We start from the raw sequence: 16079 nt of genomic DNA on the forward strand, positions 1-16079 counted from the left end.
AATGCTTGTTTTTTTAATCTTTTTATTAATGACAGATTTAGACCTAACCGACCTGGAAATTTTAAAGCTTTTACAGCAAAATGCCTCATTAACCAATAAGGAAATTTCTTATAAGCTTCATAAATCTATCGCTACCATTCATGAAAGAATCAGAAGGTTAAAAGAACAGGGCTATATAAAAAGGGTTGTAGCTATACTCGACCGAAAGAAGATCAACAGAAACCTGATCGCTTTTAGCCATGTGCTTTTAAATGACCATACGGCCAATACCTTAAATAATTTTGAACTGGAAGTAGCCAAGTTTCCTGAAGTAATGGAATGCTTTCAGATGACCGGCGCATTTGATTTTATCCTGCGCATTGCTACAAGTGATATGGAGGCCTACCACCATTTTTACAGAAATAAACTGGCAACCCTTCCCAATATCACCACCGTACAAAGCTTTTTTGTTTTATCAGAAACCAAAAGCGACACGGCTTATCCATTGTAGGCTTTACCAACCTGATGTTACTAGAAAAAAAAGAAAGGTGCTTCCATTTTACCTGGAGCACCTTCTTTTTTAATTTATTCAGCAATCTATTTTACTTCTATTTCAGCTGAATACTTAGCACCAAACCTGTCAGTTGCCCAAATTTAAATTATTGATTAATTAGTGGCGCCGCCATTGATCAGTAAGTGTTGACCGTTTACAAATGACGATAGGTCGCTGGCAAAAAATTCGGCGGCATTGGCCACGTCTTCCACTTCGGCCAGTCTGCCCATCGGGCAGCTGTCTAATAATTGTTTCCTTAATTCGGGATAGCTGCCTGCCTCAGCAAAAATGCCCGAATGATCAACCGCAAAGGGGATAATAGAGTTTACAGTTATGCCTTTATGACCTATCTCTTTAGAAAGGATATCAACCAGGTAACGCGGAGTGGTTTTGCTGCCGCCGTACACTGCCATTCCGGGTACAGGGAATGATGTGGTGCTGGATGCGATGTAAATGATACGGCCATTGTTTTCCACATTTTTTGCAGCCTGCTGCATGGTGAAGTAAGTGCCTTTGGTGTTGATCCCGAAAACACGATCAAACTGTTCCTCGGTAAAATCAACTACAGGAGTTTCTACCAGCTCGATGCCAGCATTGGCCACTACGATATCTATTTTGCCAAATGCTTTTTTTGCCTCCGCAAATAAGCGTTCAATATCGGCAACTTTACTTACATCGGCTTGTACGGCTATTACCCTCACGCCCATAGCCTCGATGTTGCTTACTACTTCATCTGCTGATGCCTTATCGCGTGAATAATTGATCACGATATCCGCGCCTAATGCGGCGTAGCGTTCTGCTATTGCCTTACCTAAACCGCGTGCTGATCCTGTTATTAATGCTACTTTATTATTTAATGAGTTCATGACTTTACTTTTTAAAAATTGTGATTACACTGATTATTGATTTCACCGATTGATTTGAAATGGAATCAATGTTTTTTACTGTCTTAATTCTTGATTCTAACTTCTTGACTCTTTTATTCCCCCTTTAGGGGGTTAGGGGGCTAAGCCATTCCACCGTTTACACCAATATTTTGTGCGCTGATCCATTTGGCGTCATCGCCAGCCAGGAATACAACAACCCGGGCGATATCTTCAGGCTCGCCGATGCGGTTGAAGGCAGATAGTGATGCCAGGCGGTCAATTACTTCCTGTGGTTTGCCTTTGGTGAACAGTTCTGTATTGGTAGGACCAGGAGAAACAGAATTTACATTGATACCCCTTGCACCAACTTCTTTGCTAAATACCCGGGTTAATTGCTCAACCGCTGCTTTGGTAGCCACGTAAGTACTGTAAGTGGGCAGCATGATGCGGTTAACAGAGGTAGAGAAGTTAATGATACTACCCTTATCGGCCAGTTTTGTGGCGGCTTCCCGCATGGTGTTGAATGTACCGCGTACGTTAATATCAAACTGGCGGGTAAAATCGTCGTCGGTAGTATCTTTTAGCAGTTTGGTGATCATAATACCGGCGTTGTTTACCAACACATCAATTTTACCATAGTGAGCGATGGCTGCATCAAACATAGCCGCTACTTCGGCTGATTTACTTACATCAGCCTGTATAGCGATGGCATCACCGCCGTTTTGTTTAATGAGGTTAACGGTTTCATCGGCGGCTTCTTTACCGCTTGCATAGTTGATGATTACTTTGGCGCCGGCATTAGCCAGTTGATGAGCTACTGCTGCTCCGATACCTTTAGAGGCGCCGGTTACTAAGATTACTTTTTCTGATAGCGTTTTCATGATTTCCTTTGTTATGTTGTTTGTTTTTGTCTTGTTTGTTTTGACATAACAAAGGTGAGGTTTGAACTACCCTCAAATGATACACATATTAAAGCATTACATGTAAATATCTAAGATGCTGTTTAAAACAAAGATTATTCATTGCGGGCTTCAGCCCAATTATTCAAGCGGTAGTTTGGCTAAGCCCCTTGTCTTTCACTTATTATCCGTTGTCTAAAGTCAACGGCAATGATTTAACAACATTATTGTGGCTGCGGATGCCCGTCTGCAAAAAGTAAAATCGCGGCATTATATAACCTGATTTGTATAAAATTTAAATTATTAAGTATCTTCGAATTGTGAAACGCAGCGCACTCATTATATTAACAGTCGTTTACCTTTTATCCTGTGTGGGTATTGGGGTAAACCGTTTTTATTGCTGCGGTAAACTGGCCTCAGTCACCTTAATCTACGGGTCAACCGATAATACGGGCAAAGCGGCTAAAAACAACAATGACTGCTGCAAAAACGAAAAACAAAGTTTTAAGATCAAGGATACCCATGTAAGTGCCGATTCTTTTGTTTTGGGTACGTTATCACCGGTAATTCTGCCCTCTTTCAATACCTGGAATTCAACAGTTATTATTAAAGATTACGATGCCAGTATTGGTTATCAAAGCAACGCCCCCCCGGCAAGCCCCGATATACCTATCTATACCCGCAACTGTACCTACAGGATTTGACCTGTACCTTTTCTATTTAGCCTTTACTACCTGTAAACCGGCTACGCTTTAAATTAAAATCAATCATCTTAATTTATAATCAACGTATAGGACTTGCTATAGTCTTATGCCATTTCTCCATTTTTTTAATTTTTATTTTCATGAAAAAAGTAACCCTGATGGCCATTGCAATCTTGTTTTCAGCAGCAAGCGTTTTTGCATCTCACTCAACTACCGCGGTTTCAGACACCACTAAAACCAAAAAGGTTAAACCTGTTAAAGTACAATACACCTGCACCATGCACCCCGAAGTATTGAGCGATAAACCAGGAAAATGCCCTAAATGCGGTATGGCCCTGGTAAAAAAGGAGCCTGCTAAAAAGAAAGCTACATCAATGAAAATGTAATTCATTTAATCCCGGTGCTCATACACCGGGATTATCAAAACCATTAAGATGATTAATCAACTTATTACTCTGTCCTTAAAAAACAGGTATATCGTTCTGCTCATCGCGACCATTCTTTTTGCATGGGGTGCTTATGCCGTTAGCGAGAACCCTATTGATGCCATCCCCGACCTGTCAGATAACCAGGTGATCGTATTTACCGAGTGGCAGGGCCGCAGTCCGCAGATTATGGAAGACCAGGTAACCTATCCGCTGGTGAGCAATTTACAGGGCATTCCTAAAGTAAAGGCCATCCGTGCTACATCCATGTTTGGGATGAGCTTTGTTTATATTGTTTTTGAAGATAAAGCCGATGTGTATTGGGCGCGAAGCCGGGTACTGGAGCGTTTGAACTATGCCCAGCGTTTACTCCCCGAAGGTATTACACCAACATTAGGGCCCGATGGAACCGGCGTTGGCCATATTTTGTGGTACACGCTGGATGCCAAAGGTATCGACCTTGGCGAACAGCGGGCATTACAGGACTGGTACATAAAACTTGGGCTGCAAACCGTATCAGGGGTTAGCGAAGTAGCTTCATTCGGCGGCTTTCAAAAGCAATACCAGATCAATATCGATCCACATAAACTCAACTATTACAATATCCCTTTATCGCAGGTACTCAAGGCAGTAAAAAGCAATAACAATGATGTTGGCGGCCGTAAGTTTGAAATGAACGGCACCGCCTACATTGTTCGTGGCCTGGGTTATATTAAGAGTTTGCCCGACGTTGAAAATATCTCCATTGCAACCATCAAATCTGTATCGGTGAAGGTAAAAGATGTTGCCACCGTGCAAATGGGTGGTGACGAACGACTGGGCATATTTGACCAAAACGGACAAGGCGAAGCTGTTGGCGGCATAGTAGTGATGCGCTACGGCGAAAATGCCGATAAGGTAATCCATGCCGTCAAAAACAAGATGAACGATATTCAGCGGGGCCTGCCTTCGGGAGTAAAATTCAAGATCGCTTATGACCGAAGTGAGCTGATTGAGAATGCCATTGGCTCGGTAAAACATACGCTGATTGAGGAAATGATCACGGTATCAATTATCGTTATCCTGTTCCTGTTCAGCTGGCGGAGCGCTCTGAGTATCATTATTCAAATTCCTATCACCATAGCTGCCAGTTTTATCCTGCTTAACGCTTTTGGCATCAGCTCCAATATCATGTCATTAACGGGCATCGCTTTAGCTATTGGAGTGATAGTAGATAACGGCATTGTAATGGTTGAAAACTCGCACCGGAATTTATCCATCGCACAAGAAAAAGAAAGATCATGACCACAGCAGAACGAATTAAAATTATAGAAGCATCCTGCAAACAGGTTGGCCGTGGCGTATTTTTTTCTACGCTGATCATCGTCGCCTCTTTCCTCCCTGTATTTTTGCTGGAAGGCCAGGAAGGTAAACTGTTTGGCCCACTGGCCTGGACAAAGACTTTTATCCTGGCTATTGACGCTATACTTGCCGTAACACTGGCCCCGGTGCTAATCTCCTTTTTCCTGAAAGGAAAATTAAAAACAGACGAACATAACCCACTAAACCGCGGACTGGAAAAGCTTTACCGGCCCCTGTTAAACTGGTGCGTTACCTGGCGCAAAACAACCATAGGCATTAACATCATCGCATTACTCATCAGCATACCGCTGTTATTGAGTTTGGGCAGCGAATTTATGCCGCCGCTTGATGAAGGTACCATCCTGTTTATGCCGGTTACCTTGCCGGATATTTCCAACTCGGAAGCTAAGCAGCTTTTACAGGTACAAGACAGGATCATTAAAAGTATCCCCGAAGTTAAAAATGTACTGGGCAAAGCCGGGCGTGCCAATACAGCTACTGATAATTCGCCCATTAGTATGGTGGAAACCATCATCCTGCTAAAACCTGCCAGCGAATGGCGCAAGGGAATTAAAAAGGAAGATATTATTAATGAGCTAAACGCCAAACTGCAGATCCCCGGTGTTGTAAACGGATGGACACAGCCCATCATTAACCGCATCAATATGCTTTCTACAGGGATCCGTACTGATGTTGGGTTGAAAGTATATGGACAAAACCTGGATACTATTTATGCCTTATCCAACCAAATGAAACAGGCTTTGCAGGGTATTAACGGCGTAAAAGATTTATATGTTGACCCCATTACCGGCGGCAAGTACCTGGATATACAGGTGAATAAAGATGCCATTGGCCGCTATGGACTAAGTGTAGATGATGTGAACCAGGTTGTAGAAAGCGCCCTCGGCGGTATGAACCTTACACCAACCATTGAAGGGCGAAGACGTTTCAGCGTAAACCTGCGCCTGGCACAGGATTACCGCATTAACCTGGATGAGATCAGGCGTATCCTGGTTCAAACACCCTCCTACGGTCCTGTTCCCTTATCATCTGTTGCCGATATCAGGATTAGTGATGGCCCCGCCATGATCCAGTCGGAAAATGCTTTGTTGCGCGGCACGGTATTGTTTAATGTTCGTGAACGGGATTTGGGCAGCACCGTACAGGAGGCCCAAAATAGGTTAAACACGATGGTTAAATCGCTACCCAAAGGTTATTTTATTGAATGGAGTGGCCAGTACGAAAACCTGATCCGTGCGGAGCATACCCTCAAGCTGATTTTACCCATTGTGCTTGTCATCATATTTGCCTGCCTGTACTTTGCATTTCATTCTATTCGGGAAGCATTTTTTAGCCTCATCAGTATTCCGTTTGCACTCATCGGCGGGGCCTATATGGTTTATTTTTTTGGGGTGCATTTATCAGTCGCTGTAGCGGTAGGCTTTATTGCCCTGTTCGGTATCGCTGTAGAAACGGGTATCGTCATGGTCATTTATCTCAATGATGCCATGCAGCAGCTGGTTGCCTTAAAGGGTAATTCCAGCGAAACCATCACCCGCGAAGACCTGCGCGTTTATGTAATGAATGGCGCGGTAAAACGGTTAAGACCCAAGCTCATGACCGTTTGCGTAGCCCTGTTTGGTTTGGTACCTGTACTTTGGGCAACCGGCACCGGCAGCGATGTGATGCTGCCTATTGTACTGCCAATGATTGGGGGTGTATTAACTTCTTCCACGCATATTTTACTGGTTACCCCGCTTATATTTTTGATGGTAAAGGAGTACGAACTAAAAAAACATGGCAAACTGGAAGTATTGGAGGTAAAGGAATAATATCATGAAAACGAAATATCAAATTATATATACCCTATTGATCTGCCTTACCGGCATAACAGCAAAAGCACAACGATTACCGTTAGACAGTGTTGTAGCACGAATTGCTGCTAACCCGGCCCTGCAGGCTTATGATGCCAGGATCAACTCGCAGGATGCTTATGCAACAGGAGCAAAAAGCCTTGATGCGCCAAAGATAAGCGCAGGCCAGTATCAAACGCCTTACCAGGTTAACCCCAATGTGGGTTCTTTTATGATCCAAGCAGAACAAACTTTCACTAACCCGGCCAAGCTGCGCGCTAAGGAGGCCTATATGAAAGGAATGTCGAAAGTAACCGCGGAAGACAAGAACTACCTAAAAAACCAACTCATTGCCCAGGCAAAACAATATTACTATGAACGGGTGGTGCTGGAAAAGAAGCTTGCTTTATTACAGAATACACAAAACTTATTGGAGTATATGCTTAAGGATGCCAACATCCGGCTAACTTATGGTAAAGAAAAGCTGAGCAATATTTACAAAGCCAAAGCAGAGCTTTATGCGCTGAACAATACCCGCGAACAATTGAATAATGATATAAGCCAAAGAAATATTATGCTGAACACCCTCATGAACAGGGACCAGCAAACTGTATTTACGGTGGATACAAATACCGTTTGGAAAGATTATGAATCGGCCATTACCGATACCGCGGCCCTGGCAACAAACCGCAGCGATATTAAAGGAATAAGCCAGAATATTGAATTACAGCAATTGAACGCCAAAATGGAATACAGCAAACGCAAACCCGATTTTGGGATCCAGGCCGCGCACATGCTGAGTTATGGAGGGTATGCCAATCAATATATTTTAATGGGATCCATTACCATACCCATCGTTCCCTGGGCATCTAAAGAATACAAGGCCAACTTAAAAGGTATCCGTTATGAAGTGGAGGGATTGCAACGAAAAAAATCAGCTATACTCAACCAGGCCGAAGGGCAGCTTATTGGTTTAAAAACAGATATGGGCAGTAAAAAAAGGCAGTTGAAGAATTATCAGCAAAACATCATCCCGGCGTTGCAAAACACCTATAAAACATCCTTACTGGCTTATGAACAAAATACCGGCGACCTCCCCACGGTGTTGGATAGCATTAAAGGTTTACAAACGGCCAGGATGGAGGCATTGGACCGCTTACAGGAAGTATTACAATTACAGGTAGCTTATGAAAGGGAATATGAAAAGTATTAAGATAATATGCACAAGCCTGCTGTTAAGCACCCTATTGCTTAGTGCTTGTTCTGATAAAAAAAAGCCGCCGGTTACAGCACGGGCACAAAGCGTTGTAAAATATACCTGCCCTATGCACCCGCAGATCATGGAAGATCATCCCGGTAGCTGCCCAATTTGTGGCATGGCGCTGGTAAAAAAATCCGGACAGGCCAGTGAGGGTGCGGGCATTAGCCTTAACACGGTTTTGCAGCCGGTTAATAGTAATGTTATTTCATCGGTGGAGGCAATTACACCAAAGCAAATTGAAACAGCTACAGAAATACATGGCGATGGATACCTGGATTTTGACAGCCGCACATTCAATAATATTTCAGCGCGATTTTCTGGACGGATAGAAAAACTATACATCAAATATGCTTTCCAGGCAATACATAGCGGCCAGCACATTTTTGATATTTACAGCCCCGATATAGTGACCGCTCAGCAGGATCTCATCTATCTCAGCAAAAATTCGCCGCAGGAAACGGGGCTGATTAATGCCGCCCGGCAAAAATTATCGCTGCTTGGTTTAACATCAGCGCAAATAAACCAGGTTATCAAAACAGGTAAATCATTTTACAGCTTGCCCGTCTATAGCGCTTACGAAGGTCATGTTCATGATGTGCAGCACAGTCAAATGGGCGGTACTATAAACGAACAGTCATCACAAAACTTTGCGGCTAATGTTCCGCTATCTATCAGGGAAGGCATGTATGTTCAAAAAGGGCAAACGTTATTTAATGTGGTTAATCCTCACCAACTATGGGCAATTATTAAGATTGCCCCCTCGACCGTTTCTGGCTTAAAGTTAAACCAACAGGTAAAAATTAATTTACCGGATTTACCGGGCAAAACAATAAATGGGAAGGTCAATTTTATTGAACCCGTTTTACGCGAAGCCGATAAAAGCACCAGCATCCGTGTATACATAAACAACATGGACCATGCATTAAAAGTAAATAACGTGGTTAAAGCCACCATACAAACCGGCACAGCCAGCGGATTATGGATACCAAAATCGGCATTGGTTGATTTAGGATTCACAAAAGTTGTCTGGCTAAAAAAAGGTGCTTCCTACCATGCTCACCAGGTTTTTACGGGTGCCACAAACAACAATGATATACAAATTATAAAAGGCTTATCCTTAACAGACAGCCTGGCATCAAATGCCCAATATTTAACAGATAGCGAAAGCTTTATCAAAACACAAGGCAATGAATAATATAAAAAAACACCCTGCTGCGTTAAAATCAGCCGGGATCCTATTCTTTGTAATGCTGATTGCTGCGCTGTTTACCGCATGCCAGCAAAAGCCCAAACAGCCAATAGCTAAAGCATCAAACAAAGCTTATTATACCTGCTCTATGCATCCGCAGGTACATGAAGAGCATCCGGGTAATTGCCCTATTTGTGGCATGAAACTCATCAAAGTGGAGCTTACCGGTACTGGCGGCACTGCCCCCGATAAAATAACGCTGACTGCAACGCAAATTCAGCTGGCCGGTATCGTAACAGATACCGTAAGGGAGGAAAATACCGGTACTGAAAAAACAATCACCGGAACTGTAACTATTGATGAAAATAAAGCCGAAGAACTGAGTGCAAGGATAACCGGCCGGATACAACAATTATATATCAGAACCGTTGGCGAAAAAATAGCTGTCGGTCAGCCGGTTTACGCTATTTACAGCGAAGATTTGCAGGAGGCAGAGAAGGAATACCTGCTGGCCCGGCAACAGCAAAAGGTTTTGCATAACCCGGATGTTGACTATAAGCAATTGATTGCCGCCGCGGAAAGCAAACTGCAGCTATGGGGATTATCACCAGCACAGATCAGGAGCCTGGCAGCCACCGGAAAAGCATCGGCCACAACAACCATATTAAGCAAAGCTGAAGGGACGGTTAGTGACATAGCTGTACATGAGGGCGACTATGTAACGGAAGGAATGACAATTTTAAAAACACAAGCCTTAAACAGTTTATGGATCGAAGCGCAGCTATATGCTGGTGAAGCCGGAAATTACAAAGTGGCCGACCGTGTTAAAGTATCATTCCCCGACCTGGGCGGACAGGTGATTAACGGCAAAGTTGAGTTTATCAATCCTGAATTATCAGATGCCTCTAAAGTTGATTTGGTGAGAATTAGTGTAGCCAATACGCAGGGGCTTATCAGGCCGGGGATGCTGGCCTATATATCTATTGACAATGGTAGCAAACGCGCGTTGGCTGTACCCACATCCGCCATTTTAACTGATGGCCGGGGCAGCAAGGTATGGGTTAAAGATAAAGATGGAAGTTTTTCGTCAAGAAGTATTAAACCAGGCCCGGGAAACCAAACTTACGTCCCTGTTATTGCCGGGTTAAATGCCGGTGACGTGATAGTTACCAACGGTGTGTATTTACTAAACAGTGAAGCCATTTTTAAAAATGGAGATACAGATAAGGGCATGAAAATGTAAGCCCGATAGTTAATTTATTTTGATTTAGAATATACAGGCTGCGCATCCAGGTAAGTTTTGGGTGCATAAGGTGTATAACTAAGCCTGTTAAATAGTGCTTTGCAGGTGTTAATTCCAGGAGTGCCGTTAATGGAGAAATACCAAAACTCCTCCAGGTCGCCATCATTCATGGTCATCTGGGTAAGGCCTTGTGATTTATGTTCGGCTATTTCCCAGTTGGCTATAACTTTATAGTTTACCCTGTTTTTATAGCTGAATGAAGCACTACGGTCAATTCTGAACAGGGCTGTATCGGTTAAAGTACGGGTTAACGGGTATTGGGCATATTTGGAAAACCGGGTTACTGAATCTGTTTTGTTCAGGGTAACGGCCCCTAAAATAATGGGCCTGTTATCAACAGGTAAAGCAGCTATGGCATTCAGCGCTAAAAGTGTTGCCGCCTTGTGCTGCCCATGAGTCGTGTTTTCTGGCAATAAAGTAAATACGAAATCGTATTGGTTACTTGTCAGAATTTGATTTAGCCGCCTTTTTATCACAGGAACATTCCAACTGGTATCCAGCGGCTCCTTTTCATTTAACGTGTAATGAGCATCTTTCTGATCTATAAAATAATACCCATTCACACCTAAAATATGGCCCGCGTTAACCAATTCCTTTTTGCGGATAGCGGGTAAATTTGCCCTTGCTGTTTTTTCGTCTGTAAGTTCAAGGCCATAGTAGTTTTCGGCCAGTGTCGAATATTTGTACCCAGCCTCACCGTTGGTGATCACAAACAGATCAACAATGCCATGCTGTTCCTTAGCAATTTTATATAGCGTAACAGAAAATGTGCTTTCATCATCAGGATGAGCCATTACCACTAACACACGCGGGCCATGGGTTGTAATTTGTGCCATCGTTTCCTGCAGCCCATCACCGGTAAAATAAAATGTTATGATTAATAACAGTACAGCCAGCTTTTTCAAATGTTATATTTTTAGTATTTTAACAATGAGGCGTGAGGGTGGATTCGAACCACCGTAAAAGGTTTTGCAGACCCTCGCCTAAACCACTCGGCCACTCCGCCTTTTAACAATAAGCGGCCATACTTAAAATAAGTATGACCGCTTACAAAAGATTAATTCACGTCAAACCATAATTTGGTAGTCAGCACATCCGAGCCCTGGTTAGCCACGGCCGCTTTATAGCTTGCCCCATTAAGTGACTGCTCAGTACCGGGATAAATAAACCTTACCGGTATTTTACCATTCAGAGTACCGGCAACTGCGGGTTGCAGCTGCGGATAATCAAGCCTGCGCCATTCGGCAAAGGCTTCCAGACCCTGCCCAAACAAGGCTATCCATTTTTGCTCGCCAATTGATTTTTTGTAGTTGCTTGCATCATATTGCACAGCAGGTTGTGCCACATAATTATCTGCGGCGGTGCCTCCAATATTATATTGATTTAAGGATGCTGTAACCGCCTGCTTATACAGATCGGCTGCGTTTTCTGTAGTGAACCCACGTGCGGCAGCCTCGGCCCGGTCAAACAAAACCTCGGCGTAGCTGATGATCACAGCCGGCGCGTTTGGTGCTAAAAAATAAGTACCTGGTTTTGATGTTTTGGTAAAGCCAAGGCTACTGGCATCGCCAACCAGCAAACCGTTTGGTAAGCCAACATAAGTTTGCGGTGTAGCATCTTTGGTTTTACTGGCGTAGATAGGCAGGCGCGGATCGTTCAGCGCAAATAGCTTATCAACAATAGTTTTACTGATGCGGTAATCGTCCCTGGTATCAAACAGGTTGCTTATCGGGTTTTGATTAGGCGAGTTGTAATAAACAAACTGGGCTATATCTGAGTTCGAGCTGATATATGCCCCGCCCTCAGCCTTAATATCATCCAATACCTGTTTGGCCTTTGCTGCATCACGATCTGCAATGCGCAGCGCAATACGCAAACGTAGTGAATTAGCAAACTTTTTCCATTTGGCAATATCGTTACCATAGATCACATCGCCTAAAATAGCCTTACCTGCCGGGTCAAGCGCGGTCTGGGCTGCTTTCAAATCATCCAGTAAGGCATAGTACACATCCTTTTGCGTGTCATAGGCCGGGGTTAAGTATTGGTCGATATTGGCAGACTGCTTGTAAGGAACATTGCCATAAGCATCTGTTAACAAACTAAACACCCATGAGCGCAGCACCAGTGCTACCCCCTTATAATTAGTATTAGCCTGTGCATCTCCCAACTTGATGATCTGGTTAAGGTTTACAATGCTTTTGGAATAACCTACCGTCCAAAGTTCCTGGAAGGCACTGTTGGTATATATATACCTGTCTGGGTCGGTATATTGAATTTTAGACCAGTATTGTACAAAAAGCAGGCTGGCATCCATATTATTGGCTGTTCCCCAATAGGTATCGGCAGTAGTTTTGGTAGCTGCGGTAAGCAGGTAGTCTGGTTGTGCAACCTGGGCGGCATTTGGATTCTGGTTAATATCAACCAAGGTTTTTTTGCACGATGTTACAGATAGCAAAAACGCACCTGATAATAGCAACGATGTATATTTAAGTTTCATGATTTTTAGAATTTAAGGTTGATGTTAAAACCAATGTTACGAACAGTAGGCAGGGTAAGATCTTCTAACCCTTGTCCGTTGCCATTATTGAAGGCTGTTTCGGGATCTACATTTGGCACATTTTTATGGATGATCCAAAGGTTACGTCCCACAATTGATAGCGTTGCAGCCTGCAGGCCTACGCTTTTTACCCACCTTGACGGGAAGGTATAGCCCAGCTTAACCTCGCGCAGTTTAATGTATGAAGCATCATAAACAAAAGCCTCATCAACATTGGTAAAACCTTTGTAGTATGATTGTGCAGGCAGTATTGTTGTGTTTGGCGTACCATCGGCCTTTACACCTTTAAAAATAACACCATCCTGATAAACCGTTGCTCCCGCTGGCGCAGTACCGCTCACCTGTACAGCTGCAAGCTTGGTGTTATTACCCGGATAATAATAGCTTAAGCCGCCGTTTGCTGCTCCGCGGCCCGGCAATGTTGAGGCCAGTACTCCTGTATAGGTACCGGTGCGGTTTGTATTTGAATAAATAGAACCTCCAATGCGGGCATCAACCAAAAAGCTTAAGTTTATTCCCTTGTAAGTAAAACTGTTATTGATGCTACCCAGCCATTTTGGGGTAAACTTGCCAAGGTATTGTTTGGTTGGATTGATGGTTGGCGTACCATCTGCACCAACAATGATTTGTCCCGATGCATTGCGCAGATAAGCGTTGCCAAACAAGGTGCCGTAAGGTTGTCCAATAGCGGCCAACACCTGTACGGTACGGTCTGTACCCAGTATATAGCTCTGCAAGCGGCCTTCCGCATCAAGCGAAACCACTTTGCTGCGGTTAAGGGAATAATTGGTATTGATATCCCAGGTAAACTCTTTCGATTTTATAGGAGTTATGCCCAACTGAACTTCTAAACCTTTATTGTTGATTTTACCACCATTGATAAGCTTCTGGCTATACCCTGTAGATGGGCTAACATCGACTTTTAATATTTGGTTTACACTATTGGTATTATACACGCTCACATCAAAATGAACCCTGTCCTGGAAAAATCCAAGCTCAAAACCAGCTTCGGCAGATGTCGTTGTTTCCGGTTTAAGGTTCGGATTTAAATCAACGCTGTTTGCATTTTGTTGGGGGTTTGTACCTAAAGGAGCGGTAAAATCGTATGTATTGATGAGTTGATATGGCGTTGTAGCCTTACCCACTTTTGACCATCCACCTCTTAATTTTGCATAGGTTAACACATCGCTTTTAATATCCAGCGCCTCTGATAATATCAAACTACCATTCACTGATGGGTAAAAATAGGATAGGTTAGCAGCGGGCAAGGTTGACGACCAGTCATTACGGCCCGTAAGGTTAATAAACGCGTAGTTTCTGAACCCTATTTGAGCTGATGCAAAGTAGCTATAGGTTTTAAGCTTGCCATATAAATTGGAAGATACCAACGGATCGCGGGAGTTGCTTAGCGTATACAAACCTGCAACAGCCAGCTTTGGCGCTACCTGGTCGTTTTGCTCGTTTACTATGGTGCTAATGTTACCACCACCCAAAACATCTAATGAGAAATCATTATTTAGTTTTTTGGTGTATTGCAAACGGGCTTCAGTATTGTTTTCGTTCACACTATAGGCATCCTCCTCGTAAGAGCCAAATGGTGTACCATTGGTACCATAAGCTACTTTGATCTTGCGCCTGTCGTTATAATAATCGGTACCGGTACGGAAATTGGCAGATAATCCTTCGATGATCTTGTAGTTCAATTCCACACTACCTATAATACGGTTTTTATGTTGCCCAACCGTATTTTCATAAGCCAGCCAGTACGGGTTACTGTAGTAGCTGTTATTCCAGTTAAAGGTATTTCCATTGGCGTCTTTATAGTTTTTTAACTGGCTTATATCAACCTGGCGACCAAACCAGGTAAATTGCAGCATGGTACTGGTAGCGCGCTTGCCACCTGCACCCGGCAGGTTATCGGCATCGTCTTTAATATAGTTGGCAATGGTGGTTACCGTTAATTTAGGACTAAGCCTGAAGGTAGAATTCAGTAAAAATGAATTTCTTCCCTGTGATGTATTCGGGATAATACCAGTTTGGTGCAGGTTGTTGTAGGATAAGCGATAATCCGCTTTATCGCTACCGCCTGATAATGCTACACCATTGTTAAGGGTTACTCCTGTTTTAAAGAAATTTTTAACGTTATCCGGGTGCGCTATAAAAGGCACAGCAACGCCGTTTGAATTAAACTGCGGAATCAACGAACCATCCAAAGCCGGCCCCCAGCTTTCGTCAACACCATCATTAACACCGGCGCCTTTACCATCAACATAGCTAAATTTACCGTTTGAGCCCTGGCCATACTGATTTTGATAATTTGGCAAAAGCTGTACGTTTGAGAAGCTGGTATTTGAATTAATATTGATACCCAAGCCTTTTGCGCCTTTACCTGTTTTAGTTTTAATGAGGATAACACCGGCCGCTGCACGGTAACCATAAAGGGCCGCCGCATTGGGGCCTTTAAGTACACTTACAGATTCAATATCCTCGGAGTTAAGATCGGCGATGGCATTGGCAAAATCCCTTGATCCGTTTGTACCCAAAAACTGGGAGTTATCAACTATAACACCATCCACCACAAACAGCGGCTGGTTGTTACCCGCGATAGAGGTTTCGCCACGGATGATGATACGGGACGAACCCATATCACCCTGGCTGTTGGTTACCTGCACCCCGGCAATTTTACCGGCCAGCGCATTCACCAGGTTGGTTTCTTTAGCCTCGGAGATATCCTTCGACTTTAACCCCTGAACAGCATAGCCCAATGATTTTTTATCTTTAGATATATTGAGGGCCGTGATTACCACTTCGTTAAGGGAATTGGCAGCCTCCTGTAATATGATCTGCAAATTATTTTCAGCTTGCTTAACGGTGATCTCCTGCGCTGCGAAACCTATATAAGTAACCTTTAATATATCGTTAACGTTGGCGCTGAGGGAGAATTTGCCATCTGCACTGGTTTGAGCACCATTGGAAGTTCCTTTTACAGAGATATTAACACCGGGCAATGGCAGGCCATCGGATTTTGCGGTTACCACCCCGCTTATTTTAACAGATTGCGCCGCAACTGTTTGGATGAGAAAAAATGGCAACAGGATTGCCAGTAACAGTTTGTAATTTTTAAGCATGATAAATAGATTGTGAATAGT

Annotated in this window: 13 protein-coding genes and 1 tRNA gene; 8 read left to right on the plus strand and 6 right to left on the minus strand. The window is 43.5% G+C overall.

Going from position 1 to position 16079, the window contains the following annotated elements; translation table 11 throughout:
• Nucleotides 1-28 precede the first annotated feature (28 nt).
• Entirely contained in the window at nt 29-490 is a 462-nt protein-coding gene (locus AC1D0K_RS23475) for an Lrp/AsnC family transcriptional regulator (RefSeq protein WP_295721686.1), read from the plus strand.
• 155 nt (nt 491-645) lie between these two features.
• Here AC1D0K_RS23475 and AC1D0K_RS23480 read toward each other — a convergent pair whose 3' ends face one another.
• Both AC1D0K_RS23480 and AC1D0K_RS23485 read right to left on the minus strand, forming a co-directional pair.
• Nucleotides 646-1398: an SDR family oxidoreductase gene (locus AC1D0K_RS23480; protein WP_477436563.1), complete on the minus strand. Its 753-nt coding sequence runs from the start codon at nt 1396-1398 to the stop codon at nt 646-648.
• Between the two features lie 140 nt (nt 1399-1538).
• Complete coding sequence (locus AC1D0K_RS23485) at nt 1539-2279, minus strand: SDR family oxidoreductase (RefSeq protein ID WP_477392233.1); 741 nt, start codon at nt 2277-2279, stop codon at nt 1539-1541.
• Between the two features lie 338 nt (nt 2280-2617).
• On the opposite strand from AC1D0K_RS23485, the gene AC1D0K_RS23490 reads away from it, so the two are divergent.
• The 7 genes from AC1D0K_RS23490 (at nt 2618) to AC1D0K_RS23520 (ending at nt 10313) form a co-directional block, all read left to right on the plus strand.
• The gene (locus AC1D0K_RS23490) at nt 2618-3001 is read left to right on the plus strand and encodes an HYC_CC_PP family protein (protein WP_477392234.1); all 384 of its coding nucleotides are present in this window, start codon (nt 2618-2620) and stop codon (nt 2999-3001) included.
• 140 nt (nt 3002-3141) lie between these two features.
• Entirely contained in the window at nt 3142-3387 is a 246-nt protein-coding gene (locus AC1D0K_RS23495) for a heavy metal-binding domain-containing protein (protein ID WP_477392235.1), read from the plus strand.
• A gap of 48 nt (nt 3388-3435) precedes the next feature.
• On the plus strand, nt 3436-4710 hold the full coding sequence (locus tag AC1D0K_RS23500) for an efflux RND transporter permease subunit (protein ID WP_477392236.1): 1275 nt from the start codon (nt 3436-3438) through the stop codon (nt 4708-4710).
• Nucleotides 4707-6599: an efflux RND transporter permease subunit gene (locus AC1D0K_RS23505; RefSeq protein ID WP_477442684.1), complete on the plus strand. Its 1893-nt coding sequence runs from the start codon at nt 4707-4709 to the stop codon at nt 6597-6599. Before AC1D0K_RS23500 ends, AC1D0K_RS23505 begins: the two co-directional genes overlap by 4 nt.
• Nucleotides 6600-6603: 4 nt before the next feature.
• A complete protein-coding gene (locus AC1D0K_RS23510) occupies nt 6604-7833 on the plus strand; it encodes a TolC family protein (protein ID WP_477399794.1) in 1230 nt (409 codons plus the stop codon).
• Complete coding sequence (locus AC1D0K_RS23515) at nt 7820-9076, plus strand: heavy metal-binding domain-containing protein (protein ID WP_477399796.1); 1257 nt, start codon at nt 7820-7822, stop codon at nt 9074-9076. Before AC1D0K_RS23510 ends, AC1D0K_RS23515 begins: the two co-directional genes overlap by 14 nt.
• Nucleotides 9069-10313 carry an efflux RND transporter periplasmic adaptor subunit gene (locus AC1D0K_RS23520; protein ID WP_477442686.1) on the plus strand — a complete coding sequence of 415 codons (1245 nt, stop codon included), beginning with the start codon at nt 9069-9071 and terminating at the stop codon, nt 10311-10313. The genes AC1D0K_RS23515 and AC1D0K_RS23520 overlap by 8 nt, the downstream gene beginning before the upstream one ends.
• A 14-nt stretch (nt 10314-10327) precedes the next feature.
• Here AC1D0K_RS23520 and AC1D0K_RS23525 read toward each other — a convergent pair whose 3' ends face one another.
• From AC1D0K_RS23525 to AC1D0K_RS23540, 4 genes are all read right to left on the minus strand, one after another.
• A complete protein-coding gene (locus AC1D0K_RS23525; protein WP_477397955.1) occupies nt 10328-11278 on the minus strand; it encodes a PIG-L family deacetylase in 951 nt (316 codons plus the stop codon).
• A gap of 28 nt (nt 11279-11306) precedes the next feature.
• Nucleotides 11307-11379 (minus strand) — tRNA-Cys (locus AC1D0K_RS23530).
• A gap of 51 nt (nt 11380-11430) precedes the next feature.
• Nucleotides 11431-12870: a SusD/RagB family nutrient-binding outer membrane lipoprotein gene (locus tag AC1D0K_RS23535; protein ID WP_477397953.1), complete on the minus strand. Its 1440-nt coding sequence runs from the start codon at nt 12868-12870 to the stop codon at nt 11431-11433.
• Between the two features lie 5 nt (nt 12871-12875).
• Nucleotides 12876-16058, minus strand: coding sequence for a SusC/RagA family TonB-linked outer membrane protein (locus AC1D0K_RS23540; RefSeq protein WP_477397951.1), 3183 nt, complete (start codon nt 16056-16058; stop codon nt 12876-12878).
• Nucleotides 16059-16079 lie beyond the last annotated feature (21 nt).

The organism is Mucilaginibacter sp. P1_A3 (genome assembly GCF_056406855.1).

Coding starts and splice junctions, on each gene's coding strand:
- AC1D0K_RS23500 (WP_477392236.1), top strand. CDS start 3,436: ATGATTAATCAACTTATTACTCTGTCCTTAAAAAACAGGTATATCGTT.
- AC1D0K_RS23520 (WP_477442686.1), top strand. CDS start 9,069: ATGAATAATATAAAAAAACACCCTGCTGCGTTAAAATCAGCCGGGATC.
- AC1D0K_RS23485 (WP_477392233.1), bottom strand. CDS start 2,279: ATGAAAACGCTATCAGAAAAAGTAATCTTAGTAACCGGCGCCTCTAAA.
- AC1D0K_RS23540 (WP_477397951.1), bottom strand. CDS start 16,058: ATGCTTAAAAATTACAAACTGTTACTGGCAATCCTGTTGCCATTTTTT.
- AC1D0K_RS23505 (WP_477442684.1), top strand. CDS start 4,707: ATGACCACAGCAGAACGAATTAAAATTATAGAAGCATCCTGCAAACAG.
- AC1D0K_RS23510 (WP_477399794.1), top strand. CDS start 6,604: ATGAAAACGAAATATCAAATTATATATACCCTATTGATCTGCCTTACC.
- AC1D0K_RS23475 (WP_295721686.1), top strand. CDS start 29: ATGACAGATTTAGACCTAACCGACCTGGAAATTTTAAAGCTTTTACAG.
- AC1D0K_RS23515 (WP_477399796.1), top strand. CDS start 7,820: ATGAAAAGTATTAAGATAATATGCACAAGCCTGCTGTTAAGCACCCTA.
- AC1D0K_RS23480 (WP_477436563.1), bottom strand. CDS start 1,398: ATGAACTCATTAAATAATAAAGTAGCATTAATAACAGGATCAGCACGC.
- AC1D0K_RS23495 (WP_477392235.1), top strand. CDS start 3,142: ATGAAAAAAGTAACCCTGATGGCCATTGCAATCTTGTTTTCAGCAGCA.
- AC1D0K_RS23535 (WP_477397953.1), bottom strand. CDS start 12,870: ATGAAACTTAAATATACATCGTTGCTATTATCAGGTGCGTTTTTGCTA.